Raw genomic sequence first — 16066 nt, 5'->3', positions numbered from 1 at the left:
CCGCCGCGGCCACCCTTTTCCGGTTCAACCCGTTATAGTGGCACCGTGAGCAGCTACCGCGACCTCGGCCGATCGACGTTCCGCGATCTCCGCCTGCACCTGACCTGGCGCGAGGCGGCGTCGAGCGTGTTCATCGTGGCGGTGTCGTCGAGCCTCGCGGTCTGGAGCGAACCGTTCATCGGCCTCGTCTCCGCCGCCTTGCTGTTCGTGCTCGGCGTCATGCTGGTCGGTGCGCTTCACGGCCTTGCCGCCGCGCTGATCGCCGCCTTCGTCGCCTTCCTCATCTACAATTTCTTCCTGACCGAACCCTTCCTGACCTTCCGCTTCACCACCACCACCGATGCGGCGCCGTTCGTCGCCTTCAACTTCGTCGCGCTGATCGCCGGCGTCCTCGCGGGGCGGCTGCAGGACCGCGCCAAGGCGGCGCAGCGCGCCAACCTCCAGCTCGCCAGCCTGCTGGAAACCGGCCAGCTGCTGCAGGCCGCCGTCCGCCGCGAGGAAGTGCTGGCCACCCTCGCCGCCAGCGCCCCCGCCCGCCTCGGCCTCGCGCTGCACGCCTTCCTTCAGGAGGGCGGCCGGCTGGTGGCGCTCGGCAACGATGCCGGGCCGGATGTCGCCGCCATCGCACAGCTCGTGTGGACCGCGAACATGCCGACGCAGCAGGAAAATGCCGTCGCCATTCCCCTCTCCGCCGCGCGCGGCCCGATCGGCGTCCTCGTCGCCGCCGGCGAGCATGCGACCGATACCGTCGATATCGGCTTCCTCTCCGCACTCGGCGGAATGCTGGCGCTCGCGCTCGAACGCGCCGAGCTGTCATCGCGCATCTCGGAGGCCTCGGCGCTGGCGCGGTCGGAGGAGTTGAAAACCGCCCTCCTCTCCTCGGTCAGCCATGATTTCCGCACGCCGATCGCCGCGATCAGCGCCTCGGCGACTTCGCTGCGCGACTATGGCGACCGCCTCGACGCGAACGCCCGCGAGCAGTTGCTCCGCAGCATCATCGACGAGGGCGAACGCCTCAACCGCTACACCGCCAACCTTCTCGAAATGAGCAAGCTGCAGGCCGGCCTGCGCCCCGCCGGCGAGGTCATCGACGTGGTCGAACTGGTCGGCACCGTGCTCCAGCGCATGCGCGGCAAGCTCGGCGGCCGAAAGCTCGAACGGCAGTTTCCCGACGGGCCGCTGCTGGTCCGCGCCGACGCCGCGCTGTTCGAGCTGGCGCTGGTCAACCTCCTCTCCAACTCGATCGCCTACAGCGACGACGGTGCGCGCATCGTCGTCGTCGTCCGCGTTGAGGTCGGCGAGGCCGCGATCGACGTCTGCGACGCCGGCTTCGGCATTCCCGAAACCGACCTGCAGCGCGTGTTCGAGCGCTTCCAGCGCGTCGCCCGCTACGAGGCAGCGCCGAAGGGCAGCGGCCTCGGCCTCGCTATCGCCAAGGGCTTCGTCGAGGCGTTCGACGGCCGCATCTGGGCGGAGACGCCCGGCCTCGACGGCCGCGGCACCCGCATCGCCATCCGCCTGCCTATCGCCGCTTCAGGAGACAGCGCCCCATGACCGATCGCGCCACCATCCTCGTTGTCGACGATGAGCCGTCGCTGGTCGGCGTGCTGAAGCCGGTGTTGGAGGCGGAGGGCTATGCCGTCACCGTCGCGGTCGACGGCGCCGGCGCGGTGGCGACGGTCGCCGCCGGCGGGCCGGAGGTGGTGCTGCTCGACCTCGGCCTGCCCGACATCGACGGCAAGCAGGTGATCAGCCGCATCCGCACGCACAGCGACGTACCGATCATCGTCGTCTCGGCCCGCCACCAGGAGGGCGAGAAGATCGCCGCGCTCGACGAGGGCGCCGACGACTATGTCAACAAGCCGTTCGAGATCGGTGAGCTGATGGCGCGCGTCCGCGCCGCGCTTCGCCGCCGCGACAGCGTTCAGCGCAAGCCGGCGGAATTCCGCGCCGGCCCGCTCGCCATCAACATGCCCGCGCGGCGCGTCACCCTGTCAGGCGACATCGTGAAACTGTCGCCGAAGGAATATGCGCTGCTGACCACGCTCGCCGAAAGCGCCGGGCAGGTCGTCACCCATAGGCGCCTGCTCGCCGCCGGCTGGGGCGACGGCGCCGCCGACACGCAATATCTGCGCGTCTACATGGGCTTGCTGCGCCAGAAGCTCGAGGAAGACCCCGCCGAGCCGCGGCTGATCCTCACCGAGGCGGGGGTCGGCTACCGCCTCGCCGACGACCTTCGCGGCGAAAGCTCATAAAAAACCTATAGTAACGCCCTGGCAGCACCGGCTGCTATCCAGCAGGTGCGGCCTCGCGGCCCTTCCGCGCGGGCGACTGCCCCACGCGCGAGGACCATGACCCACCACACGCCCCTAATCGCCACCATCGTCGCCGGTCTTGTCGTCGCCTTCCTGATGGGCGCGCTGGCGCAGCGGCTGCGCGTCTCGCCGCTGGCCGGCTATCTGCTGGCGGGCGTGCTCGTCGGGCCGTTCACCCCCGGCTATGTGGTCGATGCGCGGCTGGCAGGCGAACTGGCCGAACTCGGCGTCATCCTGCTGATGTTCGGCGTCGGCCTTCATTTCTCGTTGCGCGACCTGATGGCGGTGAAGAATATCGCGGTACCCGGCGCGGTGGTGCAGATCGGCGTCGCCACCCTTCTCGGCCTCGGCCTCTCGCAGATGCTCGGCTGGTCAATCCCCGGCGGCATCGTCTTCGGCCTCGCGCTCTCGGTCGCCTCGACCGTGGTGCTGCTGCGCGCGCTCGAAAGCCGAAACCTCATCGAGACCGAACGCGGGCGCATCGCCGTCGGCTGGCTGATCGTCGAGGATCTGGCGATGGTGCTGGCGCTGGTCATGCTGCCCGCGCTCGCCGGGCGGGGCGGCGATGTCGGCCTCGCGCTCGGCCTCACCGCGCTGAAGGTCGCCGGCTTCATCGCCTTCATGCTGATCGTCGGCCGCCGCGTCATCCCCTGGGTACTGCACTGGGTGGCGCACACCGGCTCGCGCGAGCTGTTCCGCCTCGCCGTCCTCGCCATCGCGCTCGGTGTTGCCTTCGGGGCCGCCGCCCTGTTCGACGTGTCCTTCGCCCTCGGTGCCTTCTTCGCCGGCATGATCCTTGGCGAGACACGGCTCAGCAAGCGCGCCGCCGAAGAGACGCTCCCCTTGCGCGACGCTTTCGCGGTGCTGTTCTTCGTGTCGGTCGGCATGTTGTTCAACCCGGCGGTGGTCACCGAACAGCCGTGGGCGCTGCTTGCCACCGTCCTCATCATCGTCATCGGCAAGTCGGTCGCCGCCTACGCGATCGTCCGCGCCTTCGGCCATAAGGACGGCACCGCCTTCACCGTCTCGGCCAGCCTCGCGCAGATCGGCGAGTTCAGCTTCATCCTCGCCGGCCTCGGCGTGACCTTGGGCGTCCTGCCCGCCGAGGGCCGTGACCTGATCCTTGCCGGCGCGATCATCTCGATCCTCCTCCACCCCTTCATCTTCGGCGCCGTCGAGAACCGCCGCGCCGAACGCAAGAGGTTGGAGCAGGCCGCGGCGGACGCCATCGTCGCCGCAGCCGCCGCCGAGCCCGAAGAGGAATGCCCCGATTGCCATGTCGTGCTGATCGGCTACGGCCGCGTCGGCCATCTGCTCGGCGAGGGGCTGGCGAAGGCCGGTCAGCGCTTCGTGGTGATCGAGGACCAGAAGGACATCGTCGAAGCCGCGCGCGGCCTCGCCTCGGAGGTCATCGTCGGCAATGCTGCCGACGCCGCGGTGCTGAAGCGCGCCGGCCTCGCCAACGCCTCACGCCTGCTGCTCGCCATCCCCGAAGGTTTCGAGGCCGGCCAGATCGCCGAGAAGGCCCGCGCCATCAATCCGGCGCTCGTCATCATCGCCCGCGCCCATTCGGACGAGGAGGTCGACTATCTCGGCCGGCACGGTGCCCATCATGTCGTGATGGGCGAGCGCGAGATTGCCGCTCGAATGCTGGGTTTGGCGACCGCCTAAAGATTACGCGCGGCGTTCGCCATCAGGTCGAACACCTGATCGGGGTTGGCGCGCTTCAGGTCGAGCAGCGCCATCTCCATGCCGCCGGCCTTGCCGACCGGGATTTCGCGCTGGCCGCTTGCCAGCCCCGCCAAGATCTGCGCGGCTGCCTCGTCGGCGCTGATGCCCGCGTCGATATCGTCGTCCGAATAGCCGCGTGTCGAGCCGTCGCCCTGCACCGCGTTGGCGGCGATCGAGGTGCGCACGAAGCCCGGCGTCACCACGGTCACGCCGATCTCATGCTTGGCGATCTCGGCACGCAACGCATCGAAGTAACCGACGACCGCATGCTTCGCCGCGCAATAGCCGGTGCGCAGCGGCGACCCCGCCTTGCCCGCCACCGAGCTGATCGCCATCAAATGCCCCGACTTCCTCGCGACCATCGCCGGCAGCACCAGCTGCGTCAGCCGCAACGGCGCGAAGAAGTCGATCTCCATCAGCCGCCGGTAGACGTCGAACCCGGTATCGAGGCCGAGGCTGCGCTGCGAGATGCCGGCGTTGTTGACGAGCATGTCGACGCCGCCGCGCCAGCCCTCCGCCGTTGCCACCACGCCGGGAAGCGCGTCATAGTCGGTCGCCTCGAACGGCAGCACCAAGGTCTCGCCGCCGATCTCGCCCGCCACCCGCTCCAGTTCGGCAACGCGGCGGCCCGACAGGATCACCGCGGCGCCGGCGCCGATCATCGCGCGCGCCAATCCTTCGCCGATGCCGCTGCTCGCGCCGGTGATCCAGACGGTCTTGCCCTTCAAATCCATCAAAGTCTCCAGAAGCCGATGAGCGGCGCGCCGAGGCGCGGATGCGCCCACGTCGCCACGAGGAAAAGGATGATGCCGCCCACGACGGCGATCCAGCCCGGCCAGCAGTTCAGCCGGGTGAAGGGAATGAAGCTGGTCTTGGCGCGCCAGGCGGCCCAGCGCTCGCCATGGAGGGCCGCCTTCTTGCGATCCTGCATCGTCGCCCCGAACAGGGCGAGGCCGCCGATGCCGATGGCGAGAATGAGCACGGCCGCCCGGCCCGACACCGCCGCATGGACCAGCGCCCACAGCGCGAACGACCACATCATCGGATGGCGGGTGATGCAGAGCACGCCCTGCGGGTCGGGATCGCGCGCGAGAACGCCGGCGGCGCCGGTCATTGCCGGGTTCGGCGCGGTGAGGCTGCCGACGAACAGGATCGACGCGGCCAGCATGATTACCGCCCCCGCCGTCCACACCCAGTCGGGCGCGACCCACAGCAAATTGTCGGGCGCCGCGCGGAATTCGACGACGATCCACGCGAAGGTGGCGAACGCCACCAGCGAATAGAGCAGCAGGAAACCCTTCTCGCCGAGCCGCGCGACCAGCGGCCGGCGAAGCGGGTGGGACAGCAACTCGTGACTACCGACGAAACTCAGTACCGCGAGGGCCAGCCCACCCATGTCACCTACCTCCGATATTGCACCGGCATCGTATCGGGCCGGTTCGGCATGTAGCGATCGCGCAGCTTGGTTTGCCGCGAGGTCAGCGGCACCTGCCGCCCGTCGATCATGACGCTAACCGGCGCCGACGCCAACTCCAGCGGGTCGCCGTCCCAGATCACCACGTCGGCGCGCTTGCCGGCCTCGAGAGAACCGGTGTCGGTCAGCCCGAAGATATCGGCGGGTGCCTTGGTCATCAGCATCAGCGCCTGTTCGGGCGTGACGCCGGTGCCACCGGGCAGGCGGCCGACCGCGACGAGGTTGCCGGCATGCTGCGGCAGCAGCCGGATCTGGCGGCCATCCTCGTCGTCGATCATGCCGAGCGCGACCTTGACGCCGGCCTTCACCATCCGGCCGACGTTCGACTGGGTGGCGCCGAGCATCTCGAAGCGGTTGGGCAGGTCGTTCATCGCCGAGGCGATGACCGGCACGCCCGCCGCCGCGATCTTGTCGGCGACCATCCAGCCCTCGCTGACGCCGACGAGGATCGGCTTCAGATTGGGGAATTCGCGCTTCAGCTCGATGACGCGGAGAATGTCGCTCGCGCGCTCGACATGGATCAGCGCCGGCATGCGGCCCTGCACCACCGGAACGAGCGCGGCGGCATCGAGCGCGGTCATGATCGACCCGCGATCCTTGCCGCCTTCATAGCCGCCCGGATTGCGCGCATAGGCCAGCGCTTCGCGCAGGCCGTTGCGGAAGATCGCATGCGCCGCGCTGCGCGAGCCGCCGGCGATGTCGGCGCCCGCCTCGCCCAGTTCGATGAACTGGAAAGCCCGCGGCTTGGTCGCGATGTCGTCGGCGTCGCCAAGGGTGATGATCGCCCCCTGCCCCGCGAACACGCTCTGGCCGGCGTTGGGCGCAACGACCGCACGGGTCACGCCCTCGATCCGGTTGATCGGAATGTTGACCGACAGCGGGTTGAGGCCCGGCGTGACATCGAGCGAGGCGTTGAACGGATTGCCATCCTCGTCGGCAACGGTGTCGTTGCTCGGGTCGACGGCGTCGACCTCGAGCAGGCCGAGCCGCGAGAAGCCGCCGATGATGCCGGGAGTCACCCAGCGCCCCTGCGCGTCGACGACCTGCGCGCCGACGGGCGCGCCGCCGCGGCCGACCGAGACGATGCGGCCACCCGAAATGACGACGGTGCCGCCGTCGATCGCCGCGGCACCGGTGCCGGTGGCGATCTTCGCATTGGTGATGGCGACGGTCTGGGCCATCGCGGGGGCGGCGAGCGCGAGCGCGGCCACCCCGAGCAGAGCTTTCAGGCGCATCACTTCACATCTCCCTCGCCCGGCTGGCCGAGCTCGAAATCGCTGACAGGGCGGAGGCGCGGGTTGGTCGCATCGAACATCAGCGCGCCGTCGATCCACACCTTCTCGGGCCGCGTGTAGACGCTGAACGGGTCGCCGTTCCACAGCACCACGTCCGCCATCTTGCCGGCCTCGAGGCTGCCGGTCTTGTCGGCGATGCCGAGCGCCTTTGCTGGGTTATAGCTGAGCCAGGTCCAGGCGACTTCCGGCGCGATGTCGATGCCGACGCGCTTGCCGTCCCCCATCGACTTCGCCGCTTCCTGGTTCAGGCGCTGGATGCCGTTGGCGTCGTCCGAATGGACGATGGTGCAGGCGCCGGCGGCATGGACGAACGGGATGTTCTCGCGGATGCCGTCGTTCGACTCCATCTTGAAACCGTACCAGTCGGCCCACATCGCCGAGCAGATGCCCTCGCGTGCGAGGATGTCGGCGATCTTGTAGCTTTCGACCGCGTGATGGAAGGTCGTGACCTTGTAGCCGAACTCCTTCGACATATCGATCACGTTCATCATCTCGTCGGCGCGATAGCAGTGGTTCTGCACCAGGATCTTGCCGTCGAGCACGCCCGCGAGCGTATCCATCGCAAGGTCGCGGCTCGGCGCATCGCTGGCCTTCGCGGTGCCGTCGTCGATCTTGCGGTTATAGTCGGCCCACTTGCGGCGATACTCCTGCGCCTTCGCCCAGGTCTGGCGATCCATGGCGATGTTCGCCATGCGGCTGCCCGGCATCTGGTTGCGGCTGCCATAGACGCGCTTGGGGTTCTCGCCGCACGCCATCTTCAGCGTGTAGGGCGCGCCCGGGAACTTCATGTCCTGCTGGCTGCGGCCATAGACGTTCTTCAGCGTGACGCCGCGGCCGCCGAACAGGTTCGCCGAGCCGGGGAGCACGTGCAGCGCGGTAACGCCGCCGTTGGCGAGCGCGCGGCTGAAGCCCGGATCGTTCGGCCAGATCGAGTGCTCGGCCCACACTTCGGGGCGGACGGGGCCGGTGACCTCGTTGCCGTCCGAATGCGCCTGGACGCCGGGCGACGGGTAGTTGCCGAGGTGGCTGTGGATGTCGATGACACCCGGCGTCACCCACTTGCCCTGCCCGTCGATAACGGTGGCGCCGGCCGGCACCGCGACGGTCTGGCCGACCGCGACGACCTTGCCGTCGGCAAGCGCGACCATACCGTTCAGAATCTTGCCGCCGCGCCCGTCATAGATGTTGACGTTCTGCAGGACGGTCGGGACCGAGCCGTAGGCGCGGTAGGTGGAGGGGAACGGATCCTCGTTGATCCGCACCACCTCGCCGGGCTTTGCCGGCTTGTCCGACGCCGAGCGCGCCGGGCCGTTCTGGCCCGACGTGCACGCGACCGTCGTCAGCAGCAGCGCTGCCATGATCAGCTTGCCTTGCATAGTTCCTCTCTCGGGAGGCGGGCTTCCGACAGATGCCGGAAGCCCGCGACGTTCATCAGTTCACGTTCTTCGGCGTAACGACGTTGGCGGTCGACTGGGCCAGTTCGGCGCGGCCCTCGATCTCGTCGTCGCCCAGCGTGTCGAGGTGCATCAGCCGCTTGATCAGCGGCGAGATCAGGATGACGACGACGCCGACACCGACGGCGGTCCAGCCCACCGTCGTATAGACATCGAGGACGACGGTCTTGGCCGCGCCCGACCCCGAGGCGCTCTCCGATCCGGTGGCCGCCGCGATCAGACCGGCGGCGAAGTTGCCGGTGGCCGATGCGAAGAACCAGGTGCCCATGATCAGGCCCGCCAGATGCGCCGGCGCCAGCCGGTTCATGGCCGAAAGGCCGACGGGCGAAAGGCAGAGCTCGCCGGTGGTGTGGAAGAGGTAGACGAGGAAGATGAACACCAGCGGCGTCGCATTCTCGACGCCGAAGGCGAGCGCCCCGGCAACCAGCACCAGGAAGCCGGCGCCGAGCTGGATCATCGCGAGGCCGAATTTGGCCGGCGCCGAGGGCTCGAGACCGCGGCGCCCCAGCGTCGTCCACAGCCAGGCGAACACCGGCGCGAACAGAATGATGTAGGCCGGGTTGACCGACTGGAACACCGACGCGGGAACGACGGCGCCGAATATCTCGCGGTCGACGTGGCGATCGGCGAACAGATTGAGCGATGAGCCCGCCTGCTCGAACAGCGCCCAGAACAGGATCGAGCCGACGATGAGGAACATCGCCGCGAAGATGCGGTCGCGATCCTCCGCCGGCAGCTTGAAGACGGCGGTGAACAGCACGTAGCCGACCAGCAGCGCGCCCGCGACGCCGAGCAAGGTGCCGACCAGCTCCTGATACTGGATCAGCTGCCAGACCACGGCGACGGCGACGATGCCGACGCCGTAGAGCAGCCATTCGAACGGCAGGCCGGCGACGCGCGAGGTCAGCCGCTGCGGGTCGCGTGACTCGCCGCGTCCCATCAGCAGCGGCGTGCCCCAGACGAAGACGATGAGGCCGAGCAGCATGCCGACGCCGGCCGCGCCGAACCCATACGCCCAGCCGTAGGTCTGGCCGAGGTAGCCCGCAATGATCGTGCCGATGAAGGCGCCGACGTTGATGCCCATGTAGAAGATCGTATAGGCGCCGTCGCGGCGCACGTCGGTGCGCGGATAGAGCTGCCCGACGATCACCGAGATGTTCGCCTTCAGGAAGCCCGAGCCGACGATGATGAAGGACAGGGCCAGCCAGAAGATGTTGAGATAGGCCGACGTCTGACCGCCTTCGCCTTCGAACGCCATCAGGAAATGGCCGATGGTCAGCAGCACCGCGCCATAGAGCACCGCCTTGCGCTGCCCGAGATAGCGGTCGGCGAGATAGCCGCCGATGACCGGGGTGATGTAGACCAGCGCGGTGTAGGCGCCATAGATGACCGACGAGGCTTCGTCCGAGAACAGCCAATGCTGCGTGAGATAGAAAATCAGCAGCGCCCGCATGCCGTAGTAGGAAAAGCGCTCCCACATTTCGGCGAAGAACAGGACGAAAAGACCTTTCGGATGTCCGAAGAAGGTTCCTTCTGAATCGGACGGCGGCAAGCCGCCATTCACGGCAGCACTTGGCGGCTGAGCCATGGGTATCTCCCCTTAATCTCCCTCCGGGCCGATCTGTGCCGGCCCGTAATGGCGCGCACGATAGCCGCGCCCTTGGGGAGCGTATAGCCCCCGGCACCCGGCGTGCGACGGACAGCCAGGGGTGACGGCAAACGGGGGATCGGCTACCGGCAGGGTATGACTGCGTTCAACGACCGCTCGACCCCGCTCGACCTGCTGCTCACCCGCCGCTCGGGCAAGGCCCGCGACATGGCCGCGCCGGGCCCTTCCGCCGACCAGCTCGCGCAGATCCTGCGCATCGCCAGCCGCGTCCCCGATCATGGCAAGCTCGCGCCGTGGCGCTTCGTGGTCATCCCCGACACCGCCCGCGAAAAGTTCGCCGAGCTGCTCGAAACCGCCTACCGCGCCGAGAAGCCCGAGGCCGGGCGCCTCGAAATCCAGGCGATGCGCGACTTCGCGGTGCAGGCTCCCACGCTCGTCGCGGTGATGAGCCGCCTGAAGCCCGAGAGCCACATTCCGCAGTGGGAGCAGCAGCTGAGCGTCGGCGCCGCCTGCCACAATCTGCTGCTCGCGGCGCACGCGCAGGGCTTCGTCGGCAACTGGCTGACCGGCTGGGCGAGCACCTCGCCCGCCGTCCTCGCCGCGATCGGCGAGCCCGGCGAGACCATCGCCGGCTTCTTCTTCATCGGCATGCCGGTGAAGAAGCTCGAGGAGCGGCCCCGCCCGCTGCTCGAGGACGTCGTCCGCGTCTGGAACGGCTGAACCGAGCCGTTCCCACGGCGAAATGATACGCTTGTGCGCCATGCGGTCGCATACGGGTTGACCGTACTGCCGTTGTAGATGCATACAACAGTCATGTGGCAAGACGCTCGACCCATCTATCTGCAGATCCGCGACCTCATCGTCGGCGGCATCATCGACGGTACCTACCGCGCCGGTGATCCGCTCCCCTCGGTTCGTGCGCTCGCCGCCGACCGCGAGGTCAATCCGCTTACGGTGTCGAAGGCCTATCAGGAGCTGCAGAGCGCGGGGCTGATCGCTGCGCGCCGCGGCCTCGGCCTGTTCGTCGAGGCCGGCGCCAAGGAAAAGCTGCTGAAGAGCGAACGCGCCGCGTTCATCGCCGAGGACTGGCCGCGCATCCGCCGCCACATCGACCGCCTCGGCCTCTCGCAGGCCGACCTGTTCGCGCGCGAGACGGCTTAAGCCCCTCCATTTTAGTGTCCGTCATTCCGGCGAAGGCCGGAATCCATACGGTCGTCGGAATGGATCCCGGCCTTCGCCGGGATGACGCGCCGGGTTTGAGCGGATCACTCTTGTGACCGCGCCGCCCGACCCCTACGACGCCCCCATGCACAGCCGACTGATCGACGCCCTCGCGCTCGCGGTTCGCGAAGCCGGAGAGCTCGTCGAGCGTATCCGCCTCGCGGGCTTCGTGTCACGCGACAAGGCCGACGCCTCGCCCGTCACCGAAGCCGACGAGCAGGCCGAAATCCTGCTGACCGCCGCCATCGCCGCGGCCGACCCGGGCGCGCTGATCGTCGGCGAGGAAGCCTGCGCCGCCGGCGTCCGCCCCGACCCGACCGCGCGCTTCTGGCTGATCGATCCCGTCGACGGCACCAAGGACTTCATCGCCGGCGGCCCCGACTATTCGGTCAACGTCGCGCTGATCGACGGCGGTGTCCCGATGCTCGGCCTGGTGCTGGCGCCGCGCAGCGGAATGCTGTGGGCGGGCGCCATCGGAGTCGGCGCGTTCCGCCAGGCCGCTGACGGCGCGCGCGAGCCGATCGCGACGCGCGCGATGCCTACCGCCCCCGTCGTCGTCACCAGCCGCTCGCACCTCGACGACCAGACCCGCGCCTATTGCGCGGCGATCCCCAACGCCCAGACGCGCCCCAGCGGCTCCTCGCTCAAATTCTGCCTGCTCGCCGAGGGCTCGGCCGACGTCTACCCGCGCTTCGGCCCGACCAGCGAATGGGACACCGCCGCCGGCGACGCCGTCCTCCGCGCCGCGGGCGGCACCACCCGCCACCCCGACGGCCGCGATTTCAGCTACGGCAAGGCCGAGTTCCTGAACGGGGCCTTCCTCGCGGTAGGTGAACCCGACAGCATCGGTCGCCTCCCACCACTTTCCTAGTCCCTCTCCCGCTTGCGGGAGAGGTTAGGTGAGGGTGTGCGAGCGCCAGCGAGCCCTTCGGCCGCCGGTCACCCTCACCCTCCCACTTCGTGGGCCCCTCCCTCTCCCGCAAGCGGGCGAGGGGAATTATCGGGCGCTCCGCATCCCGATCGTCTGCTTGAGATCGGTGCGCGCCTTCAGCTTGGCGTAGTCATCGCTCTCGACCGCCACCGCCGCCACACGGCCCTCGGCGTCGTGATGAATCCCCCAGCCATGCTTCTTCACCAGCGGCGAGGCGCGCAGGCACGCCTGCGGCTTGCTGAAGAATCGCGCGCGCGCCTCTGCCCGATCCGCCTTCGCGATGTCCGCCCGCCCCGCATGCACCTCGAACAGCAGATCGTCGCTGGTCAGTCCGTAGGGCTTCGCCTGCAGCAGCTCGAGCTGCATCGCCGCGACCGACCCCGGCTTCGGCGCCGGGTCGCCCGCCGTCACCGGGCTGTCCGGCGACACCGCGATGAAGGTGTTGGCGTAGTTGGTGGTGCTCATGCCGCGAATTGTGCTTCGTCGAGCGCGAACAGCAAGGCGCCGCCGCGGGTGATCGGCCCGAGCAGCGCGGTGCCCTGCGGCACGATCTGCTCGGCGAAAAAGCGCGCGGTGACGATCTTCGCCTTGAGGAACGCCGGATCACCCTCGCCCGCCGCCAGCCGTTCGCTCGCGGCCAGCGCCTGCTTCGCCAGCAGCCAGCCGCCGGCGACGATTCCGAACATGCGCAGGTAGGGCGTCGCCCCCGCCGCCGCGTCGTCGAAGCCGTCACCGTGGTTGCCGACCAGCCAGACCGTCGCATTCTCCAGCGCCGCCAAGCCATCGTCGAGGTACGGTTTGATCGCGCCGAGGTCGCCGTCGCCCGGCAGCGCGCGGATCGTCTCGCGGATGTCGGCGAACAGCGGCTTCCACCGCCCCTGCGGCAGCTTGCGGTTGACGAGGTCGAGCGCCTGAATGCCGTTCGTGCCCTCGTAGATCGGCGCGATCCGCGAATCCCGCAGATGTTGCGCCGCGCCCGTCTCCTCGATGAAGCCCATGCCGCCGAACACCTGCACCGCCAGGCTCGACATCTCGACGCCCATGTCGGTGGCATAGCCCTTGGTCACCGGCGTCAGCAGGTCCGCGAGCGCCTGCCATTCGCGCTTCGCCTCGGTATCGCTCTCGCCATGCGCGCGATCGACCGCGGCGGCGTTGAGATAGCCCAAAGCCCGGATCGCCTCGGTCGTCGACTTCATCGTCATCAGCATGCGGCGCACGTCGGGATGCTCGATGATCCGTTTCACCTGCACCCGCTCCTTCGAAAAGGCGAGCGCATGCTGGTAGGCGCGCTCGGCGACCGACACGCCCTGCATGCCGACGTTGATGCGCGCATGGTTCATCATCGTGAACATCGCTCGCATGCCGGCATTCTCCGCACCGACGAGATAGCCGATGCAGTTGCCCTCATCGCCATAGCTCATCGTGCAGGTCGGCGAGGCGTGGATGCCGAGCTTGTGCTCGATCGATACGCAACGCAGATCATTGCGGCTGCCGTCGGGCAGGATCTTCGGGACGATGAACAGCGAGATGCCCTTGGTGCCGCCCGGCGCATCGGGAAGGCGCGCCAGCACCAGGTGGATGATGTTGTCGGCGACGTCATGCTCGCCCCAGGTGATGAAGATCTTCTGCCCGGTGATGCGGTAACTGCCGTCGGCATGCGGCTCGGCGCGGCTGCGCAGCGCGCCGACGTCGGACCCGGCCTGCGGCTCGGTCAGGTTCATCGTCCCCGTCCACTCGCCGCTGATCAGCTTGGTGAGGTACTCCTGCTTCTGATCTTCCGACGCGTGCGCCCCCAGCGCCTCGATCGCCCCCTGCGTCAGCATCATGCACAGGCTGAACGCCATGTTGGCGGAGGTCAGCTGCTCCTGCACCGCCGATGCCAGCACGAACGGCATGCCCTGCCCGCCATAGACCGGATCGGCGCCGAGCGAGCCCCAGCCGCCCTCGACATATTGCCGGTACGCATCGGCAAACCCCGCCGGCAACGTCACCGCGCCGTCGTTCCACTTCGCGCCTTCGGTGTCGCCCTTGCGGTTGAGCGGCGCGAACACCCCCGACGCCAGCTTCCCCGCCTCAACGAGGATCGCCTGCACCAGGTCGGGCGTCGCCGACTCATAGGCGGGCAGTTGCTGGATCTCGCCGATGCCGGCGACGGTCTCGAGCACGAAAGTTTGTTCGGTGATGGGCGCGGTGTAGGTCATCGGGGTCCCTTGGCGATCTCCGGCAGAGGGTATAGCGGGGGGCCTGTGACCGCACAAACGACCGAAGTTCTGGCTGCCGACGCGGCAGGTATCGCGCAGGCGGTGGCGACCTTGCGCGCCGGCGAGGTCGTCGCGCTGCCGACCGAGACCGTCTACGGCCTCGCCGCCGACGCCACCGACGCGCAGGCGGTGGCGCGCATCTACGCCGCCAAGGGCCGCCCCAGCTTCAACCCGCTGATCGTCCATGTCACCGGCCTGTCGCTGGCGCAGGAGCTGGTCGAGGTGCCGCCCGCAGCACTCGACCTGATGGCGCGCTTCTGGCCGGGGCCGCTAACCCTCGTGCTGCCGCTCCGCCCAGATGCGACGATCGCAAAGATCGTCACCGCCGGGCTATCGACGCTCGCCATCCGCTGCCCCGACCATCCCGTCACGCGGGCGGTGATCGAAAGCCTCGGCCGCCCGATCGCCGCGCCGAGCGCCAACGCGTCGGGCAGGATCAGCCCCACCCGCCCCGCGCATGTCCTCGACAGCCTGTCGGGCCGCATCCCGCTGATCCTCGACGGCGGCGCCACGCGCGCCGGCATCGAATCCACCATCGTCACGGTCGAGGGCGACCGGGTCCGCCTGCTCCGAGCCGGCGCCGTCCCCGCCGAAGCGCTCGGCCTGACCGACACCAGCGTCAGCGGTGGCCCGATCACCGCCCCCGGCCAGCTCGCCAGCCACTATGCCCCCGCGCAGCCCGTCCGCCTCGACGCCGCCACCGCGACGCCAACCGAATTCCACATCGGCTTCGGCCCCATCGCCGGCGACCGCTCGCTGTCCCCCACCGGCGACCTCACCGAAGCCGCCGCCAACCTGTTCGACGCACTGCACGCCGCGCAGGGGAGCGGCCGCACCGGCATCGCCGTCGCGCCGATCCCGCATCATGGCCTCGGTGCCGCGATCAACGACCGGCTGCGCCGCGCAGCCGCGCCCCGCGAAGGAGCCTCCGCATGACCACGATCATCGGCAATTATGTCTCGCCCTATGTGCGCAAGGTGCTGGTGGTGCTCGGCCTCAAGGGCGTGCCCTATCGCATCGACCCGCTGGTGCCCTTCTTCGCCACCGACGACTTCCTGAAGCTCAGCCCGCTGCGCCGCATTCCGGTGCTGATCGACGATCAGGTGACGCTCACCGACTCGACGGTCGTCAACGAATATCTCGACGAGCGCTATCCGGCGCCGCCGCTGATGCCCGCCGCCCCGGCCGATCGGGCCAAGGCCCGCTGGATCGAGGAGTTCGCCGACACCCGCCTCTGCGATCTGCTCATCTGGGGCCTGTTCTTCCAGCAGGCGATCAAGCCCGCGGTGCTCGGCGAGGCGACCGACGCGGACAAGGTCGCGCAGATCCTCGAAACCGACCTGCCCGCCGCGATGGACTATCTGGAGACGCAGGCGCCCGCCGACGGCTTCCTGTTCGGCGACCAGCTCTCGCTCGCCGACATCGCGCTGGTCGCCCCGTTCAAGAATGCGCTGTTCGTGCGCTGGCGTCCCGATACGGCGCGCTGGCCGAAGATGGCCGGGCTGATCGCCCGCGCCTTCGCGCACCCGGCGTTCAAGGCGCTGGAGCCGTTCGAAACCCTCTGCCTGAAGACGCCGCCAAAGCAGCAGCGCGCCGGGCTTGCGGACCTCGGCGCAGCGCTCAGCGAAGTCGACTATGGTGGCGACACCCCCCGCCGCGGCGTCATGACGCTCGGCTGATCTTTCCCCCTCGCCCGCTCCTCCCCCTCGCCCGCTTGCGGGAGAGGGAGGGGCCCGCCGCGAAGCGGTGGGAGGGTGAGGGTACCGCCCTCTCGG

General features: G+C 68.9%; 15 protein-coding genes. 8 read left to right on the top strand and 7 right to left on the bottom strand.

All coding sequences use genetic code 11. The features are described from left to right. Window positions 1-45: 45 nt before the first annotated feature. From ACFOMD_RS10975 to ybaL, 3 genes are all read left to right on the top strand, one after another. The gene (locus tag ACFOMD_RS10975; RefSeq protein WP_380861265.1) at window positions 46-1554 is read left to right on the top strand and encodes a sensor histidine kinase; all 1509 of its coding nucleotides are present in this window, start codon (window positions 46-48) and stop codon (window positions 1552-1554) included. Then, window positions 1551-2255, top strand: coding sequence for a response regulator (locus ACFOMD_RS10970; RefSeq protein WP_380861263.1), 705 nt, complete (start codon window positions 1551-1553; stop codon window positions 2253-2255). Before ACFOMD_RS10975 ends, ACFOMD_RS10970 begins: the two co-directional genes overlap by 4 nt. Before the next feature lie 96 nt (window positions 2256-2351). After that, entirely contained in the window at window positions 2352-3986 is a 1635-nt protein-coding gene (gene ybaL / locus ACFOMD_RS10965; RefSeq protein ID WP_380861261.1) for a YbaL family putative K(+) efflux transporter, read from the top strand. Here ybaL and ACFOMD_RS10960 read toward each other — a convergent pair. The 5 genes from ACFOMD_RS10960 to ACFOMD_RS10940 are packed head-to-tail and all read right to left on the bottom strand — an operon-like array spanning window position 3983 to window position 9857. Further along, on the bottom strand, window positions 3983-4780 hold the full coding sequence (locus ACFOMD_RS10960; RefSeq protein ID WP_380861259.1) for an SDR family NAD(P)-dependent oxidoreductase: 798 nt from the start codon (window positions 4778-4780) through the stop codon (window positions 3983-3985). The two genes, ybaL and ACFOMD_RS10960, sit on opposite strands and share 4 nt — an antisense overlap. Further along, a complete protein-coding gene (locus ACFOMD_RS10955) occupies window positions 4780-5442 on the bottom strand; it encodes an NnrU family protein (protein WP_380861256.1) in 663 nt (220 codons plus the stop codon). The genes ACFOMD_RS10960 and ACFOMD_RS10955 overlap by 1 nt, the downstream gene beginning before the upstream one ends. Window positions 5443-5447: 5 nt before the next feature. Then, a complete protein-coding gene (locus ACFOMD_RS10950) occupies window positions 5448-6755 on the bottom strand; it encodes an amidohydrolase family protein (protein ID WP_380861253.1) in 1308 nt (435 codons plus the stop codon). Further along, window positions 6755-8191, bottom strand: a complete 1437-nt coding sequence (locus ACFOMD_RS10945; RefSeq protein WP_380861250.1) for an amidohydrolase — start codon at window positions 8189-8191, stop codon at window positions 6755-6757. Before ACFOMD_RS10945 ends, ACFOMD_RS10950 begins: the two co-directional genes overlap by 1 nt. Window positions 8192-8246: 55 nt before the next feature. Then, window positions 8247-9857 (bottom strand): peptide MFS transporter, encoded by a 1611-nt coding sequence (locus ACFOMD_RS10940; protein ID WP_380861247.1) that lies wholly within the window; start codon window positions 9855-9857, stop codon window positions 8247-8249. Window positions 9858-10013: 156 nt separating this feature from the next. Between ACFOMD_RS10940 and ACFOMD_RS10935 the strand changes: the two genes are divergently transcribed. From ACFOMD_RS10935 to cysQ, 3 genes are all read left to right on the top strand, one after another. Next, window positions 10014-10598, top strand: a complete 585-nt coding sequence (locus tag ACFOMD_RS10935) for a nitroreductase family protein (protein ID WP_380861244.1) — start codon at window positions 10014-10016, stop codon at window positions 10596-10598. A gap of 93 nt (window positions 10599-10691) precedes the next feature. Beyond that, window positions 10692-11039, top strand: a complete 348-nt coding sequence (locus tag ACFOMD_RS10930) for a GntR family transcriptional regulator (RefSeq protein ID WP_380861241.1) — start codon at window positions 10692-10694, stop codon at window positions 11037-11039. Window positions 11040-11151: 112 nt separating this feature from the next. After that, entirely contained in the window at window positions 11152-11970 is an 819-nt protein-coding gene (gene cysQ / locus ACFOMD_RS10925) for a 3'(2'),5'-bisphosphate nucleotidase CysQ (protein ID WP_380861238.1), read from the top strand. A gap of 126 nt (window positions 11971-12096) precedes the next feature. On the opposite strand, the gene ACFOMD_RS10920 is transcribed toward cysQ, so the two are convergent. Further along, on the bottom strand, window positions 12097-12495 hold the full coding sequence (locus ACFOMD_RS10920) for a DUF6157 family protein (RefSeq protein WP_380861235.1): 399 nt from the start codon (window positions 12493-12495) through the stop codon (window positions 12097-12099). Continuing rightward, on the bottom strand, window positions 12492-14231 hold the full coding sequence (locus tag ACFOMD_RS10915; RefSeq protein WP_380861232.1) for an acyl-CoA dehydrogenase: 1740 nt from the start codon (window positions 14229-14231) through the stop codon (window positions 12492-12494). Before ACFOMD_RS10915 ends, ACFOMD_RS10920 begins: the two co-directional genes overlap by 4 nt. Before the next feature lie 45 nt (window positions 14232-14276). Here ACFOMD_RS10915 and ACFOMD_RS10910 point away from each other — a divergent pair, with 45 nt between their 5' ends. Then, window positions 14277-15227, top strand: coding sequence for an L-threonylcarbamoyladenylate synthase (locus ACFOMD_RS10910; protein WP_380861229.1), 951 nt, complete (start codon window positions 14277-14279; stop codon window positions 15225-15227). Continuing rightward, a complete protein-coding gene (locus ACFOMD_RS10905; protein WP_380861227.1) occupies window positions 15224-15970 on the top strand; it encodes a glutathione S-transferase family protein in 747 nt (248 codons plus the stop codon). Before ACFOMD_RS10910 ends, ACFOMD_RS10905 begins: the two co-directional genes overlap by 4 nt. Window positions 15971-16066 lie beyond the last annotated feature (96 nt).

Origin of the sequence: Sphingoaurantiacus capsulatus, from assembly GCF_042648405.1 — a bacterium.
In the GTDB taxonomy this organism is placed as follows: Bacteria; Pseudomonadota; Alphaproteobacteria; order Sphingomonadales; family Sphingomonadaceae; genus Sphingoaurantiacus; species Sphingoaurantiacus capsulatus.
The sequence above is the reverse complement of the archived record's forward strand: the minus strand, read 5'-3'. Positions and strand labels throughout refer to the sequence as shown.

What these genes read in the sequence shown, in the direction of transcription:
- ACFOMD_RS10935 (WP_380861244.1), top strand. Translation starts at nt 10,014, where the DNA reads ATGACTGCGTTCAACGACCGCTCGACCCCGCTCGACCTGCTGCTCACC.
- ACFOMD_RS10945 (WP_380861250.1), bottom strand. Translation starts at nt 8,191, where the DNA reads ATGCAAGGCAAGCTGATCATGGCAGCGCTGCTGCTGACGACGGTCGCG.
- ACFOMD_RS10960 (WP_380861259.1), bottom strand. Translation starts at nt 4,780, where the DNA reads ATGGATTTGAAGGGCAAGACCGTCTGGATCACCGGCGCGAGCAGCGGC.
- ACFOMD_RS10920 (WP_380861235.1), bottom strand. Translation starts at nt 12,495, where the DNA reads ATGAGCACCACCAACTACGCCAACACCTTCATCGCGGTGTCGCCGGAC.
- ACFOMD_RS10950 (WP_380861253.1), bottom strand. Translation starts at nt 6,755, where the DNA reads ATGCGCCTGAAAGCTCTGCTCGGGGTGGCCGCGCTCGCGCTCGCCGCC.
- ybaL (WP_380861261.1), top strand. Translation starts at nt 2,352, where the DNA reads ATGACCCACCACACGCCCCTAATCGCCACCATCGTCGCCGGTCTTGTC.
- ACFOMD_RS10915 (WP_380861232.1), bottom strand. Translation starts at nt 14,231, where the DNA reads ATGACCTACACCGCGCCCATCACCGAACAAACTTTCGTGCTCGAGACC.
- ACFOMD_RS10905 (WP_380861227.1), top strand. Translation starts at nt 15,224, where the DNA reads ATGACCACGATCATCGGCAATTATGTCTCGCCCTATGTGCGCAAGGTG.
- ACFOMD_RS10955 (WP_380861256.1), bottom strand. Translation starts at nt 5,442, where the DNA reads ATGGGTGGGCTGGCCCTCGCGGTACTGAGTTTCGTCGGTAGTCACGAG.
- ACFOMD_RS10930 (WP_380861241.1), top strand. Translation starts at nt 10,692, where the DNA reads ATGTGGCAAGACGCTCGACCCATCTATCTGCAGATCCGCGACCTCATC.
- ACFOMD_RS10940 (WP_380861247.1), bottom strand. Translation starts at nt 9,857, where the DNA reads ATGGCTCAGCCGCCAAGTGCTGCCGTGAATGGCGGCTTGCCGCCGTCC.
- ACFOMD_RS10970 (WP_380861263.1), top strand. Translation starts at nt 1,551, where the DNA reads ATGACCGATCGCGCCACCATCCTCGTTGTCGACGATGAGCCGTCGCTG.